The sequence below is a fragment of the Halorarum halophilum genome (assembly GCF_013401515.1).
In the GTDB taxonomy this organism is placed as follows: domain Archaea; phylum Halobacteriota; class Halobacteria; order Halobacteriales; family Haloferacaceae; genus Halorarum; species Halorarum halophilum.
Map to the genome: position 1 here is coordinate 1,049,089 of NZ_CP058529.1, position 14,685 is coordinate 1,063,773.

Here is a 14,685-nt window from a genome sequence, read left to right on the forward strand (position 1 = left end):
GAAAACCCCGCGGACCGGGGGCGTTGGCCGGGCGAACCCGAGGCCGTTAATCGGGGAGAGGAGGACGACGGCTGGTCCGCGCGATGGACCGAACGATTTTTAATTACCCCGGGTTATTCGACCGATATGGACCTCCCGACGCCACAGGACCTGCGCGAACGGCGCACGTCCCTCGATCTCACCCAGGCCGCGCTGGCCGAGCGCGCCGGGGTCTCCCAGCCGCTCATCGCCCGCATCGAGGGCGGCGACGTCGACCCGCGCCTCTCCACCCTCCGGGGGATCGTCGAGGCGCTGGAGGAGGTGGAGGGCGACGTCGTCCGCGCGCGGGACCTGATGCACGAGGAGATCATCAGCGTCGCTCCCGACGACAGCGTCCGCGAGGCGGTCGCGGAGATGGACGCCGAGGCGTACTCCCAGCTCCCGGTGCTCCAGGGCGGCATCCCGGTGGGCTCGATCTCACAGTCCGACGTCATCCACGCCGGCGAGGACGCCGGGGACCTCCCCGTGAGCGAGGTGATGTCGGAGTCGTTCCCGACCGTCGGCCCCGACGCGACGGTGGACGAGATCCGGAACCTGCTTGACCACTACAAGGCCGTGATGGTCACCGACGGCGGCGAGGCGGTCGGCATCATCACCGAGGCCGACCTCGCGGCGCAGTTGTCCTGACCCCGGCACCAAGAGCCCGACGCGCGGACGATCAGCCCTCCCCCCTTCCCTATTTCCGGTCGTCCTTCGTCACGGAACCGGCAAGCGAGCGGGCCCTCCCGGCGACGTCCTGCAGACGAACTAAATGGTCGAGCGACCGTTCAGGCGTATGGACGTTCTCGTAACCGGCGCGCACGGCGTCGTCGGCACGGCCATCACGGACTACCTCGGCGACGACGACCGGTACGACTTCACGCTCCTCGACGTCGAGGAGGGGGACGGTCCCGGCGAGACCGTCGTCGCGGACGTTCTCGAGTACGAGGAGCTCCGCCCCCATTTCGATGATCAGGACGCGGTGGTCCACCTGGCGCGGATCCCGGGGCTGGACGGCCCGGACTCCCGGGCGGTCGGCTGGTCGGACCCGCTCGCCGGCGAACTCGAGGCGATCACCAACGTGTACGAAGCGGCGATCGACGCGGACCTCGACTCGGTCGTCTACGCATCGTCGAACCACGCGGTCGGGATGGTCGAGGTGCGGAACGAACCCGAGGTCTACCACGACACCGGAATCAGGATCGGCCACGAGGAGCCCCACCGTCCCGACTCGCTCTACGGCGTCACGAAGACGTACGGGGAGGACCTCGGCCGTCTCGCCGCGGAGGCCCACGGAATCCAGTGCTACGGGCTGCGCATCGGCGCCGTCCGGTCCCCGGAGTACGACCACCCGTACGGCGACGCCGAGCGGGGCGTCGACGACGGCAAGTGGGAACGGGGGAGCGACGAGTACGAGGAGCAGGTCGCCCGCATGAAGGGGCTCTGGCAGTCGCGACGGGATCTGGCGCACCTCGTCGATTGCTGTCTGCAGGACGACTCGGTCGAGTGGGACCACTTCTACGGCGTGAGCGCGAACGACCGGCGGTGGCTCGACGACCTCGACCGCTCCCGGACGGTCATCGGGTACGACCCGCGGGACAACGGCGAGGAGTGGGACGGGCCACCGGAGTAAGTGCGGCCGATACTGACTTCGGTCACAGGCCCCGTGAACTGACCGATGCGCGCAGCAGCATTCACCGACCTAATCGGCCCGGACGGGGTTAGCGTAATCGATCGACCGACACCCGAACCCGAGCCGGGAGAGGCGGTCGTCGACGTCGAGGCCTGCTCGATCAACCGGCACGACCTCTGGATTCTCGAGGGCGACTCCGCGATGGTCGACGCCGCCGACCTGCCGTTCGTCACGGGTCTCGACGTCGCGGGCGTCGTCAGCGACGTGGGCGAGGGCGTCTCCGACGTCGCCCCCGGCGACAGGGTGCTCCTCTGTCCGAACGAGACGTGCGGCACCTGTCGCTTCTGTCGGGAGGGGCCCGAGAACCTGTGCGAGCAGTTCTCGCTGTACCACGGCGGGCTCGCGGAGGCGGCCCGCGTTCGGGCCGACCGGCTCGTCCCCCTCCCCGACGGCGTTCCGACGACGGACGCGGCCGCGTTGCCGACGGCGTACGTGACCGCGTTCCGGATGCTCCAGCGGGCCGACGTCGGTCCGGGAGACCGCGTGTTCGTCCCCGGTGCGACAGGGGGCGTCGGCGTGGCGGCAATCCAGCTCTGTGACGTCCTCGGGGCGCGGACGGTCGGCACCTCCTCGTCGGCGTCGAAGCTCGAGCGCGTCCGCGAACTCGGACTCGACCGCGGCATCCGGTCGACCGACACGGACGAGATCCGCGAGCGCGTCGAGGAGGAGGGAAAGGTCGACGCCGTCGTCAACCACCTCGGCGGCGAGTTCACCGGACTCGGCCAGTCGGTCCTCCGCCGCGGCGGCACGATGGTGATCTGCGGGCGGACGGCCGGCGGCGAGTCCACGATCAAGGTCGCCGACCTGTTCCTCCGACACAAGCGCGTCGTCGGCAGCACGATGGGAACGCAGAACGACCTTCGGCGGCTCGTCGACCTCGTCGCCGCGGGCGACCTGTCGCCCGTCGTGGACGAGACGTACCCCCTCGACGAGACGGGCGCCGCGTTCGAGGCGATGCAGGAGCGCGAGAGCGTCGGGAAGCTCGTGATCACGCCCTGAATCGACAAGTCTGAGCTCACTCCCTCGCTACAGTTCCATTCCGCGGATCGCCACGCCCTCGCCCTCCTCGACGCGTCCGATGACTCGTCCGTCGGTCTCCGAGGCCAGCCGCTCGGCGTCCTCCGGGTCCAGCGCAGCGACGAATCCGGTGCCCGTGTTGAAGGTCCGGTGCATCTCCTCGTCGCTCACGTTCCCGCGCTTCCGCACGAACTCGAAGACGGGCTGGATCGGCCACGGGTCGTCGACCACGTAGCGGAACTCCCCGAGCCGGTCGAGGTTCGTCCAGCCGCCGCCCGTGATATGCGCCGCGGCGCGGACGCCGCGCTCGCGCATCGGGTCGAGCAGGCCGGTGTAGAGCCGCGTCGGCTCCAGCAGCGCCTCGCCGAGCGTGTCGTACCCCTCGAACGGACACGGGTCCGCGTAGTCGCCGTCGCGCGTGACTGCCTCCCGGGCGAGCGTGAGCCCGTTCGAGTGGATGCCCGAGGACGCCCAGCCGACGAGCGCGTTGCCAGGTTCCGCCTCGCCCTCGAACACCGCGTCCTTCCGCGCCAGGCCCGCGCACGTACCCGCGAGGTCGAGCCCCTTCACGACCTCCGGCATCACCGCCGTCTCGCCGCCGACCAGCGCGACGTCGGCCTCCTCGGCGCCGGCTCGCAGCCCCTCGCCGACCTGCTCGGCGAACGTCTCGTCGGGTTCGTCCACCGCGAGGTAGTCGACGAACGCGACGGGCCTGACGCCCGCGGCGACGAGGTCGTTCGCGTTCATGGCGATGCAGTCGATGCCGACCGTCGAGTAGTCCTCGAGCGCCTCGGCCACGAGCAACTTCGTCCCGACGCCGTCGGTCGCGAGCGCGAGGTAGCGGTCGCCGATGTCGAGCATGCCGGCGTAGTCGCTCCCGCTCGCCCCCTCGCCGCCGGCACCCGCCGCGCCGACGAGCGCCGCGGTGGCGGCCTCGCTCGCGTCGATGTCCACGCCGGCGTCGGCGTAGGTGAGCTCCTCGGCGTCGGTGTCGGTGGCGTCCCCGGCGTCCCCGGTCGCGCCGTCGTCTCCCATGCTCGCGGGGGCGACGGGACGGGGGAAAAGCCCTCCGACCCCGCCGCGTGACGTGGACGCTCGACGGCCGGGGTGGGTGGAGGAAAGTCGGACGCGGCGAGCCTGCGCCGGAAGCCGCGACCGTCAGCCGTCCAGCACGACCTCGACGAGCGATAGCTCGTCGGAGTCGACGGCATCGAGCGCCTCGCCGAACTCCGCGAGCGACTCCACCCGACGGGCCGGGACGCCGAAGCTCTCCGCGAAGGCGACGAGGTCGGGGTTGGTGAACCGGGTGCCGAACGACTCGCCGCGGTGCTCCTCCTGGTGCTCCGTGATGACGCCGTACTCGTCGTCGCGGTAGACGACGACCGTGAACGAGCAGCCAAGACGGGTCGCCGTCTCCAGTTCGGCGGCGTTCATCAGGAACCCGCCGTCGCCCGTCGCCACCACGACGTCGTCCTCCAGCGCGAGGTCCGCCGCCAGCCCGCCCGGGACGCCGATTCCCATGCTCGCGAGGCCGTTCGAGATGACGCAGCGGCCGGGTTCGTACGTCGGGAAGTCGCGCGCGATGGCGAGCTTGTGGCTCCCGACGTCCGAGATCAGCACGTCCGCGTCCGCCATCGCCTCCCGGAGGAGCGGGAGCGTGTTGCTCACCGTGACCGGGTCGTCCGGACGGGGGGTTCGCGTCGCGTGCTCGTACACGCGCTCGTGAGCGTCGGCACACCAGACGTCCCACTCGCCGTCGACCGCGTCCGCGAGGCGTTCGAGCCCCGCCGAGGGGTCGGAGACGACCTCGACGTCCGGGGTGTAGTGGGCGTACACCTCCGCCGGTTCGACGTCGAGGTGGACGACGCGCTTGTCGCGGTCCGGGTTCCAGCCGGCAGGGTCGTGCTCGGCGATGTCGTAGCCGATCGCGAGCACGCAGTCGGCGCGTTCGACCGCACGCGCCGCCTCGTCGTCCGGCCCCGAGTCGAGCGTCATCAGCGACCGCTCGTCGCGGTCCGACAGCGCCCCTTTCCCCATGTAGGTTCCCACGACGGGCATCCCCGTCTCGTCGACGAACGACCGGAGCGCGGCCGCCGCGTCCGTTCGGACTGCGCCGTTGCCGGCGAGTACGAGCGGGCGCTCGGCGGACTCGATCGTCTCCACGGCCGCGGCGAGCGCCTCGTCGTCGGGCGCGGGTCGTGCGACCGGTCCGTAGTCGGGCAACGGCTCGCCCTCGACCTCCTCGGCCGCCACGTCCTCGGGCACCTCGACGTGGGTCGCGCCGGGCTTCTCGTGCTGGGCCACCTTGAACGCCTTCCTGACCGTCTCGGCCGTCGCCTCGGCGTCCGAGAGCTGGGCGTTCCACTTCACGAGCGGCCCGAACGCGTGGACGACGTCGAGCTTCTGGTGGCTCTCCTTGTGGAGCCGTTCGCGCCCGCCCTGCCCGGTGACGGCGACGAGCGGCGCCTTGTCGAGCTGGGCGTCGGCGACGCCGGTGATGAGGTTCGTCGCGCCCGGGCCGAGCGTGGCGAGACAGACGCCGGCCTCGCCGGTCAGCCGACCGTGGACGTTCGCCATGAACGCGGCGCCCTGCTCGTGGCGGACCGGGACGAACGTCACGGATGAGTCCCGCAGCGCGAACAGCAGGTCCTCCAGTTCCTCGCCGGGGACCCCGAACACGTTCTCGACGCCCTCCGACTCCAGACAGCTCACGAGGAGCTCCGCGACGGTCCCGGTCATTCCTGGACGGAGCCGAGGTCCGAGCTCCCCTCCCCGTGCTGGACCCAGACGGTCTTCCGGTTCACGAACTCCCTGATGCCGTGCTCGGAGAGCTCGCGTCCGTACCCGGAGTTCTTCACGCCGCCGAACGGGAGCCGCGGGTCCGACTTCACGAGCTCGTTGACGAAACAACAGCCCGCCTCGAACTCGCGGGCGACGCGCTCGCCACGTTCGAGGTTCTCGGTCCAGACGCTCGCCCCCAGTCCGAAGTCGGTGTCGTTCGCGAGTTCGATCGCCTCCGCCTCGTCCTCGACGCGGAACACCGCTGCGACCGGCCCGAACGTCTCCTCGGTGGCCGCCGCCGCGTCGCGCGGGACGTCGATCAGCACCGTCGGCGGGTAGAACGGGCCCTCCAGGTCGAGGGGTTCGCCGCCGGTCGCGACCTCGGCGCCGGCGTCGACCGAGCGCTCGACCTGGTCGTGCAGGTCCTCCATGAGCCCCTGCCTCGCCTGCGGGCCGACGTCGGTGTCCTCGTCGGCCGGGTCGCCGACCGACAGGTCGTCCATCCGGTCGACGAAGCCGTCGACGAACTCGTCGTAGGCGTCGTCGTGGACGATGAACCGCTTCGCCGCGATGCACGACTGGCCGTTGTTCTGGGTCCGCGCCTGGACCGCCTTCTCCAGGGTGTGCTCCATCGGCGCGTCGTCGAGGACGACGAACGGGTCGCTCCCGCCGAGTTCGAGCACGGTCTTCTTCAGTTCGCCCCCCGCCTGCCCCGCGACGGCGCGACCGGCGCCCTCGCTCCCGGTGAGCGTGACCCCGCGGAGGCGGTCGTCGGCGATCACGTCCTCGACCGTGTCCGACCCGACGAGCAGGCTCTGGAAGGTGTCCTCCGGGAAGCCCGCGTCGCGGAACACCTCCTCGATCGCGAGCGCGCAGCCCGGGACGTTCGAGGCGTGTTTCAGCAGGCCGACGTTGCCGGCGGCGAGGTTCGGCGCGGCGAAGCGGAACACCTGCCAGAACGGGAAGTTCCACGGCATGATGGCGAGCACCGGCCCGATGGGCTCGTAAGAGACGAGCGTGTGGGCGGCCGCGTCGCTGCCGATGACCTCGTCCGAGAGCTGTTCCTCCGCACGTTCGGCGTAGTAGTCGCAGACCCACGCGCATTTCTCGACCTCGGAGCGCGCCTGCGCCACTGGTTTGCCCATCTCGCGCACCATGAGGTCGGCGTACTCGTCGACCCGGTCGCGGAGGACGTCGGCCGCGTCGGCGAGCAGCGTTCGTCGGTGCTGGATGGGGGTTTCCGACCACGAGCCGAACGCGTCGGTCGCCGCCTCGAGCGCTGCGTCCACGTCGGCGCCGGTCGGCTCCTCGTAGGTTTCGAGCGTCTCGCCAGTCGCGGGGTTCACACTCTCCATGCACCGGGATACGCAGGGGAGTCCCAAAGGTGTGACCCGTGCTAACGGTGTAGTGTTCGGCTACTGACCTCCGTTCCGCCCGACGAACCTGAAGTCGGGCGCGCTGCTGGGAGCGAGTCGGATGGCCGAGCCCAGCGCGCGGGTTACTCGCGCAGGTTTCCGTGTTCGTCGATCTCCCCGTTCACGATGCGCGTCGACGAGATGGGCTCGCCGTCCTCGGCGTACTCGTGCGGAACGACGATCGGTTCGAGCGGTTCCATCCCCCGGTCGGTCCGCTGGCGATTGATCGCGGCGACCTCGTCGTCGGTCTCGGGCGAGACGACCAGCGCGTCCAGCGAGGGGTCGTCGTCCGCGAACCCGTGTCCGTCGGTGAATCGCCGAATCTCGACCATCCGGTTCCGCTCGTCGAGTTCCTCGAGCACCGACTCCACGCGCCGTTCGCGCTCCTCGTACGGGGGGATCGGTCGTGGATTGGGCCGCCGTGACTCCCGCGCGAACTCGTCGCTACTGAGCCCGACGACCACACCCTCGTCGCCGCGTTCCAGTGCCGCTCTGAACAGCGCCCGGTGCCCGTCGTGAAGCGGGCCGAACGTGCCGGCGACGGCGACTCGCATACCGGCCGTTCGGCGACGAGCCATAAATGTCTGGCCGGCCGCTCGGCGGGACGGAATACGGCTCGGTCGTATCACGCCGGCGCCACTCGCGACCGACGAAGGTTCCAGAATGTGTCACGGCGGGCCCGTTACAGCGCGCCGAGGCCCAGGAACACCGCGAGGGCGGCGCTGACGAGGAAACAGACCAGCCAGATCGGGGTGCTCCACTTCCGGACGGTCGCGCCGTCGAGCGGCCCGAACGGGATCAGGTTGAACGCCGCGAGGAAGAAGTTCACCGCGACCCCGTACGAGCCGACGCGCGAGAGCGTCGGGAGCCCCATCCCCGTGCTGACGATCAGCACGGGGAGGAACAGCGCGCCGAGCACGACGTTGACGGCGGGGCCAGCGAGCGCGATGAGGCCGTGTTCGCGGGGCGTGATGCGGCCCCGGTGGTGGACCGCGCCGGGGGCCGCGAAGAGGAAGCCCGCCATCGCCGACACCACCGCGAGGAAGAGCATCCCGTAGTCCGCGCGGAACGCCGCCTGCTGGCCGAACCGAACGGCGACGACCTTGTGCGCGAGTTCGTGGAGCAGGAACCCCACGCCGGCCGTGACCAGGCTCACGACGAACGCCGTCACGAGCGGGCCGACGTTCCCCGAGGACAGGTCGTCGACGACCGACTGGCCGCCGCCCTCGAAGAACAGCGCGAAGGCGACGCCGAGCGCGAGCCAGGCGAACAGGAGGTCGCGCCCCTCGGTCGGCGAGAAGGAGAGCCGGCTCACGCGAGGACCCCCCGGGCGGTCGCCCACAGGATGCGGGCGCTCTCTCGGGCGCCCTCCAGCATGAGCTGCGTGACGCTCGCGTCCGAGGCGCCGAAGAACTGCGGCAGCACGTACAGCCCGAACAGGACGGTGGCGACGATGCTCCCGATGTTGGTCGCCGCGACGATCACGATGAGCTTGAACAGCGGCACGTCGAGCATGTCGGCCAGGATGTCGCCGACGGGGCGCGTCTCGTCGTCGAGCAGCTCGTTCAGCCGGCCGATGTCCGCGACGTTCACCGTCAGGTGGCGAAGTTCCATGTAGCCGGTGAACCACCCCGGCGCGAGCGCCGGGTTGATGGAGGTCATCCAGGCAACCAGCCCGCCGACGCCCGCGGACGTCCAGCGGGCGCCCGCCAGCCTGGCGAGCCCGGCCGCGAAGGCGCCGTTGATGAGGAACCACGCGGCGAACAGCGTCAGGAGCTGTTCGTTCCGCACGCCAGCCATCGCCAGCAGGAGGAAGAAGCCGAGGAACGCGACGGTGACGCCGTAGCCGATCACCTTCCCCCAGGGGACGCCGCCCGACTTCGCGGTCCCGGTGAGCGACTCCATCGGGGGGAGGCTCGCCGGATCGGCGAGGTATCGCTCGATGCCCTCGCGGTGGCCGGCGCCGACGACTGCGACGACCGAGAAGCCGGCCTCGCGGAGGCTCACGAGCTGGTGGGCGATGAAGGCGTCGCGTTCGTCGATGAGCGCCTCCGCGCCGCCGGGGGAGAACTGCCGGAACTCCTCCATCATCGCGGTCACGACGTCGGCGTCGGTGAGTTCGGCCGGGTCGAACCCCTCGAGATCGTCGACGTCCGCCTCGCTGGCGAGCCCGATTCCCGTCGCACCCATGACCAGCGCGGCGAGCAGCCCGATGCCGACGCCGACGAGCAGCCCCAGTACGAGGCTCCCGACCGCGCCGACGACGAACGGGGAGAGGAACCCGGTGACCGTCCCGACGCCGACGCCGGTGAGGAAGACCGCCGACCCGGCGACCGAGCCGACGAGCGCCCCGCCGGCTGTGCCCGAGACCGAACGCAGGTCGGACTCCGCGGCGAGGGTGCTGACCAGCGCCCCGACGGAGACGCCGACCAGTGCGCCGGTCGTCACCCTGGCGAGGATCGCGTCGGTGATCCCGACCGCGCCGCCGAAGAGCGCGATCGCCGGGCCGAGCAGGACGCCCGCGATCACCCCGACCGCCACCCCGGCGATGCGCGGGTCGGTGACGCCGAACGCCAGGGCGCCGACCATCCGCGCCTTCTCCATGAGGGACATCCGCGCCCAGAACCGCTGGATGGTGGTCTGGATGTCGCGGTCGACCAGCGCCACGTCGAGTCCGAGGTCCTCGGCGGCCTCGACTGCGGCCAGCATCTCGGCGCCGGGTTCGATGTCGAACCGATCGCCCATCCGCGTCTGCACGTACGACAGCATCCAGTAGGCAAGGAACTGGAAGACCGTGTTGCCCTGCAGCAGGTCGCCCGGGTCGAGGTCGTCGGGCGTCTCGCCCTTCATCTGCCGGTAGCGACCCTCGTCGAGTTCAACGGCGACGACGTCGGGCCGCTCCTCGTCGATGACCGCCTCGACCTCGTCGACCGACTCGGCGGAGACGTGGGCGGTCCCGACGACGCGGACGCTCCCGTCGCCCCGGGCCCCGGAGGGCTGGGGCGGTCCGGGAACGCCGTCGTCGGAGTCGTCGTTCATCGGCCGCGTGTTTCCCCCGACCCCGTTTACGTGTGTCGGAGTGGTTCGTTCGGGTGTTCTCGTGGGGCGGTGTAGCGTGCCTCTGATGTCGTAGGGACGGTACCGCCGGCGAGGTTCCCGCCCCGAAAGCCCCCGGGCGCTCGCTGGCCGGGCCTCGCTGCGCTCCTCGCCTCACTCGTTTCACTCGTTCGGCTGCGGTGCTTGCTTCGTCCGGGCTCAGCGAGCGCCCGGCCCCTTTCAGTCCCACCCGCTGGTTTCCAGCCGAGCGCAGCGACCCGACTACCCAGTGAACGCCGTCGGTAGTCGGTGGGGCGACGGCCGAGGGATGACCCGTGTGCGCTCGCCGAGGGAGGAGACCTCGCCACTCCGCCGACTTCCCGGCGCGTTCACGGTCGGCAGTCCGGGACGACGCTGGCCCGTCCGTGCCTCGGGTGGGACTGAAAGGGGCCGCGGCTATCGGGGAAGGCGGGCGACGCTAGGACCGCAAGGAGTGAGGAGTAGCCGAGCGACTGAGGACCGCAGCGATTCCCCCGAGCCGAGAGCCGTGGGGGCTTTCGAGGTCGCCGCCACGCTGCTTCCCTCGGGAGATCCCACATATACTATGGCGGCCGAGAACTCCGCAGGATGGTCGGTTCGCTTAACCCGAAGGGACACGCAGGTAGCGGAAATCGATGATCCAGAACCGCGACGCGTACGCGACGACGCCGGCCCGGGAGACGGCCCTCGCCTGCGTCGAGGCCGGAATCCGCGCGGCGATGCCCGACCGGGCGGTCGAGCGCGCCCTCTCGCTGTCGGGCGACACGCTCCACGTCGCCGACGCGACCTACGACCTCTCCTCGTTCGACCGGGTCCTCGTGGTCGGCGGCGGCAAGGCGTCGGCACGGCTCACCGGGGCGCTCGTCGACCTGCTCGGCGACAGAATCGACGACGGCGTGGTGCTCGTGCCCGAATCCGACGCCGGCGCGGCCGGCCCCGTCACCCTCGGAGCCGGGGGCCACCCGACGCCGACCGAGGAGGGCGTGGCCGCAACCCGCCGGGCGCTCGACCTCGTCCGAGACGCCGACGAGCGGACGCTCGTCCTCGCGCCCGTCACCGGCGGCGGGAGCGCGCTGTTCGCCGCGCCGGCGCCGGGCGTGTCGCTCGCGGCCGTGCAGTCGGTCACGCGGGACCTCCTCGACGCCGGCGCCGCCATCGACGAGGTGAACGCGGTCCGGACGGCCGTCTCGGCGGTGAAGGGCGGCCGACTCGCGGCCGAGGCGGCGCCGGCGACCGTGGTCGGCCTCCTGCTGAGCGACGTGGTCGGCGACGACCCGGCCGTCGTCGCTAGCGGGCCGACCGTGGCCGCAGAGTCGACGCCCGGGGAGGCGCGCTGGGTGCTGAACGAGTACGGCGTCGCGGCCGACGAGATCCGCGAGTTCCTCTCCGACGCCGAACCCGGGCCGGTTCCCGACGACCTGGCGTTCGACCGCGTCCGCACGGTCGTCCTCGCGGACGCAACGACCGCGCTTGAGGCCGCGCGGGAGACCGCCGTCGAGCGTGGGTACGATTCTCGAATCGTCTCCCCGGACGTCACCGGCGAGTCGAGCGACCGAGGTCGCGAGGGGTCGGCGCTCGCGCTGGACGTCCTCGCGTGCGGCGACGGTCCCGCCGTGCTGCTCTCGGGCGGCGAGACGACCGTGACCGTCCGCGGCAACGGGCGCGGCGGGCCGAACTGCGAGTACGCGCTGGCCGGGGCCATCCACCTCGCGGAGGTCGAAGACGACACGGCCGCCGGCGACCAGGTTCCCGGCGAACGGGTAGCGGTCGCTGCCGTCGACACGGACGGCCTCGACGGGTCCAGCGACGCGGCAGGCGCCCTCGTGGATGGGACGACCGTGGACGACCCGGACGCGGCCCACGACGCGCTCGCGGACAACGACGCCCTGGGCTACCTCGAGGAGCGCGGCGCGCTCCGAACCGGCCCGACTGGGACGAACGTGAACGACCTCCGTGCGTGGGTAGTCGAGGGCGACGCGGACGGGGGAACCGGCGACGGATCCCGGACGGGTACGCGGTAGGTATTCCTACCCGCCGCCCGAACGCCACGTATGAACCACGAGGCGGAGGTCGCCGGCATCGGCGTGGGCGTGGGCCCGGACGGCGAGGAGGTTCCCGCGGTCGTCCTCAAGGTACGCGGGGAGTACCTCCCGATCTTCGTGACGCGCGACCAGGCGCAGTCGATCCGTCTCGCCATGGACGGCGGCACCTTCGAGCGACCGCTCACGCACGACCTGCTCGTGGAGATACTCACCGAGTTCGGCGGCGCCGTCGACTCGGTCCGCATCGACGACATCACCGACGGGACGTTCTACGGCAAGGTGGACGCCGAACGCTACGAGGACGGGGAACCGGAGAAGTTCGTCTTCGACGCGCGGCCGAGCGACGCCATCGCGCTGGCGACGCGGTTCGAGTGCCCCATCCTCGTGAGCGACGAGGTGGTCGACGCGGCGGGCCAGTCGCCCGAGTCCATCGAGATGAGCGGCCCCGACGAATTCGGCGACGACGACCCGGGGCTGTAGCCAGGCCCCAGTACCGAGCCCCCAGTCCCCGATCCCCCGCTCCTCCGTCCCGCCGTAAAGGGTCGACCCGTCCTCGGAACAGTCGATCGCTGCGCCATCTGCGTCGGTGGTCGACCCACCGCCGATGTCAGTTCGCCGCCAGAATCACGACGAATAATTTCGCGGGTAGGTATAAACGCGACGACCGGCATCGCCCGACAAGCGATGTCCGATACGCAACGGGGAGCGTCGGCGGAGGGACCCCGCGGTGAACGGGGACCGACAGCCGACGGCGCCGAACGACTCGCGGAGGAGTACATCGACCGCGCCGACCCGGACGGGGAGACCGAACGGCACCGGCTCGAGGCCGAGTTCTGGCGGACGCTGTTCGACGGCCTGGTCGCGGAGCTGCCGGAGAGCGCGCTCGTCGTCGACGGGGGCGGGCGGATCACCCACTGGAATCGGGCCCACGAGGAGATGGTGGGGATCGCCGAGGAGGAGGCCGTCGGCAACAACGCCCACGAGGTGCTCGGCACGGAGGGTGCCGAGGAGACGCTCGCCGAGGAGGTCGCGCGGATCGGCGAGACGATCGCCGAGGACGACGTCCGCGAGATACCCGGGAGCGACAAGGCGCTCCAGGTGTACGCTGTGCCGCTCCAGGCGCCCGACGGGAGATCGGCGGGGGCGTTCTCCGTCGCCGCGGACGTCACCGACCACGTCCGCCGCCAGCGCGACCTCGAACGGCTCCAGACCAGGGTGAGCGGGGAGGTGCACGCTCGAACCGAGGAACTCGCGGAGGCGGTCGACGAGGTCGCGGCGTTCACCGACGACGCCGACCAGTTCGCCGCCGAGCAGGCCGACCGGATGCGCGAGGTCGCCGACGAGATGACCGCGCAGAGCGCGACGGTCCAGGAGATCGCGGCGAGCGCCGAGCAGGTGAGCGGGGCGAGCGACCGGACGCGCGCGCTCGTGGACGACGGCGACGACGCCGCGACCGAGGCGAACGAGGCGATGGACGGCGTCGACGAGGCGACCGACGAGGTCGCCGCGGCGGTCGACGACCTCACGGACCGCGCCGACGAGGTCGGCGAGGTGGTCGAACTCATCGACGGCATCGCCGACCAGACGAACATGCTCGCGCTCAACGCCAGCATCGAGGCCGCCCGTGCGGGCGAGGCGGGTGAGGGGTTCGCGGTCGTCGCAGACGAGGTGAAATCGCTGGCAGAGGAGAGCAGCGACCACGCCGAGCGCATCGAGACCCTCATCGGGGACATGCAGGACCGAAGCCACGAGACGGCCCGCCTGCTCGACGCGACGACCGACGAGGTGGCGACCGCCATCGACCGGATCGGCGGCGTGACCGAGGCGCTCGCGAGCATCTCGGAGGCGGTCGACGAGACGGCCGGGGGCGCCGCGCAGGTCGCGGAGGCGACCGACGACCAGGCCGCCTCGGCCGAGGAGGTCGCCGCGATGGTCGAGACGGCCGTCGAGGAGATCGAGACGCTCGAGGGGCGACTCGACGCGGTCGCCGAGACGGCCGCCGACGGCAGACAGCGGGTCCGCGAGGTCGAGGCGAGCGTCGAGGAACTGCGGGCGGAGTGACGTCCGGCAGCCCGGACCGCCGGGCTTGATATCGTCGCGGACCAACGCCGGCCCGTGACCGACGAGAGCGACCGAGACCCCGTGCCGCTCGCGGAGTCGTACACCGAGATGACCGAACTCCTCCTGCCGAACGACACCAACAACCTCGGCCGCGCGCTGGGGGGCGCCGTGCTCCACTGGATGGACATCTGCGGCGCCATCGCCGGGATGCGGTTCGCCTCCCAACAGGTGGTGACGGCGTCGATGGACCACGTGGACTTCATCTCGCCCATCGACCTCGGGGAGGTGGCCGTCGTGGAGGGCTACGTGTTCAACACCGGCCGGACGAGCGTGGACGTGAAGGTCGACGTGCGGGCGGAGAACCCGCGGACCGGCGAGGAGCGCGAGACCACGTCCTCCTTCTTCACCTTCGTCGCGCTGGACGGGGACGGTCGACCGACGCCCGTTCCGGAACTGTCGTGTCCCACGGCCGAGGAGGAGGCGCTGCGCGAGGAGGCCGTCGAGGAGCGGCGGGAGCAGTTGGCGAACGTCGCCGAGCGGTTCGGCTGAGCGGGTTGTTCTCACTGCCCACCCCACTGCGAAT

Annotated in this window: 13 protein-coding genes; 7 read left to right on the forward strand and 6 right to left on the reverse strand. The window is 71.2% G+C overall.

The genetic code is table 11. The annotated features are described in order from the left end of the window. Window positions 1-126 precede the first annotated feature (126 nt). From HUG10_RS05525 to HUG10_RS05535, 3 genes are all read left to right on the forward strand, one after another. Window positions 127-666 carry a CBS domain-containing protein gene (locus HUG10_RS05525; protein WP_179168610.1) on the forward strand — a complete coding sequence of 180 codons (540 nt, stop codon included), beginning with the start codon at window positions 127-129 and terminating at the stop codon, window positions 664-666. 148 nt (window positions 667-814) lie between these two features. Further along, on the forward strand, window positions 815-1,651 hold the full coding sequence (locus HUG10_RS05530; RefSeq protein ID WP_179168611.1) for an NAD-dependent epimerase/dehydratase family protein: 837 nt from the start codon (window positions 815-817) through the stop codon (window positions 1,649-1,651). 45 nt (window positions 1,652-1,696) lie between these two features. Further along, window positions 1,697-2,710 (forward strand): alcohol dehydrogenase catalytic domain-containing protein, encoded by a 1,014-nt coding sequence (locus tag HUG10_RS05535; protein WP_179168612.1) that lies wholly within the window; start codon window positions 1,697-1,699, stop codon window positions 2,708-2,710. Between the two features lie 27 nt (window positions 2,711-2,737). Here HUG10_RS05535 and purM read toward each other — a convergent pair whose 3' ends face one another. The 6 genes from purM to HUG10_RS05565 all read right to left on the reverse strand — a co-directional run bounded on the left by purM (window position 2,738) and on the right by HUG10_RS05565 (window position 9,963). Next, window positions 2,738-3,763 carry a phosphoribosylformylglycinamidine cyclo-ligase gene (gene purM / locus HUG10_RS05540; protein WP_179168613.1) on the reverse strand — a complete coding sequence of 342 codons (1,026 nt, stop codon included), beginning with the start codon at window positions 3,761-3,763 and terminating at the stop codon, window positions 2,738-2,740. A gap of 123 nt (window positions 3,764-3,886) precedes the next feature. Further along, window positions 3,887-5,467: an acetolactate synthase large subunit gene (locus HUG10_RS05545; protein WP_179168614.1), complete on the reverse strand. Its 1,581-nt coding sequence runs from the start codon at window positions 5,465-5,467 to the stop codon at window positions 3,887-3,889. Next, window positions 5,464-6,864: an NAD-dependent succinate-semialdehyde dehydrogenase gene (locus HUG10_RS05550; protein WP_179168615.1), complete on the reverse strand. Its 1,401-nt coding sequence runs from the start codon at window positions 6,862-6,864 to the stop codon at window positions 5,464-5,466. The genes HUG10_RS05545 and HUG10_RS05550 overlap by 4 nt, the downstream gene beginning before the upstream one ends. Before the next feature lie 143 nt (window positions 6,865-7,007). Then, window positions 7,008-7,478, reverse strand: a complete 471-nt coding sequence (locus tag HUG10_RS05555; RefSeq protein ID WP_179168616.1) for a phosphopantetheine adenylyltransferase — start codon at window positions 7,476-7,478, stop codon at window positions 7,008-7,010. A 128-nt stretch (window positions 7,479-7,606) separates the two neighbouring features. Further along, complete coding sequence (locus HUG10_RS05560; protein ID WP_179168617.1) at window positions 7,607-8,239, reverse strand: zinc metalloprotease; 633 nt, start codon at window positions 8,237-8,239, stop codon at window positions 7,607-7,609. Next, a complete protein-coding gene (locus HUG10_RS05565) occupies window positions 8,236-9,963 on the reverse strand; it encodes a TraB/GumN family protein (RefSeq protein ID WP_179168618.1) in 1,728 nt (575 codons plus the stop codon). The genes HUG10_RS05560 and HUG10_RS05565 overlap by 4 nt, the downstream gene beginning before the upstream one ends. Window positions 9,964-10,634: 671 nt before the next feature. On the opposite strand from HUG10_RS05565, the gene HUG10_RS05570 reads away from it, so the two are divergent. The 4 genes from HUG10_RS05570 (at window position 10,635) to HUG10_RS05585 (ending at window position 14,651) form a co-directional block, all read left to right on the forward strand. Continuing rightward, window positions 10,635-12,020 (forward strand): glycerate kinase type-2 family protein, encoded by a 1,386-nt coding sequence (locus HUG10_RS05570; RefSeq protein WP_179168619.1) that lies wholly within the window; start codon window positions 10,635-10,637, stop codon window positions 12,018-12,020. A 30-nt stretch (window positions 12,021-12,050) separates the two neighbouring features. Then, window positions 12,051-12,521, forward strand: coding sequence for a bifunctional nuclease family protein (locus HUG10_RS05575; RefSeq protein ID WP_179168620.1), 471 nt, complete (start codon window positions 12,051-12,053; stop codon window positions 12,519-12,521). A gap of 204 nt (window positions 12,522-12,725) precedes the next feature. Then, window positions 12,726-14,102, forward strand: coding sequence for a methyl-accepting chemotaxis protein (locus tag HUG10_RS05580; RefSeq protein WP_179168621.1), 1,377 nt, complete (start codon window positions 12,726-12,728; stop codon window positions 14,100-14,102). Between the two features lie 108 nt (window positions 14,103-14,210). After that, a complete protein-coding gene (locus tag HUG10_RS05585) occupies window positions 14,211-14,651 on the forward strand; it encodes an acyl-CoA thioesterase (RefSeq protein ID WP_179171003.1) in 441 nt (146 codons plus the stop codon). The last annotated feature ends 34 nt before the right edge of the window (window positions 14,652-14,685 follow it).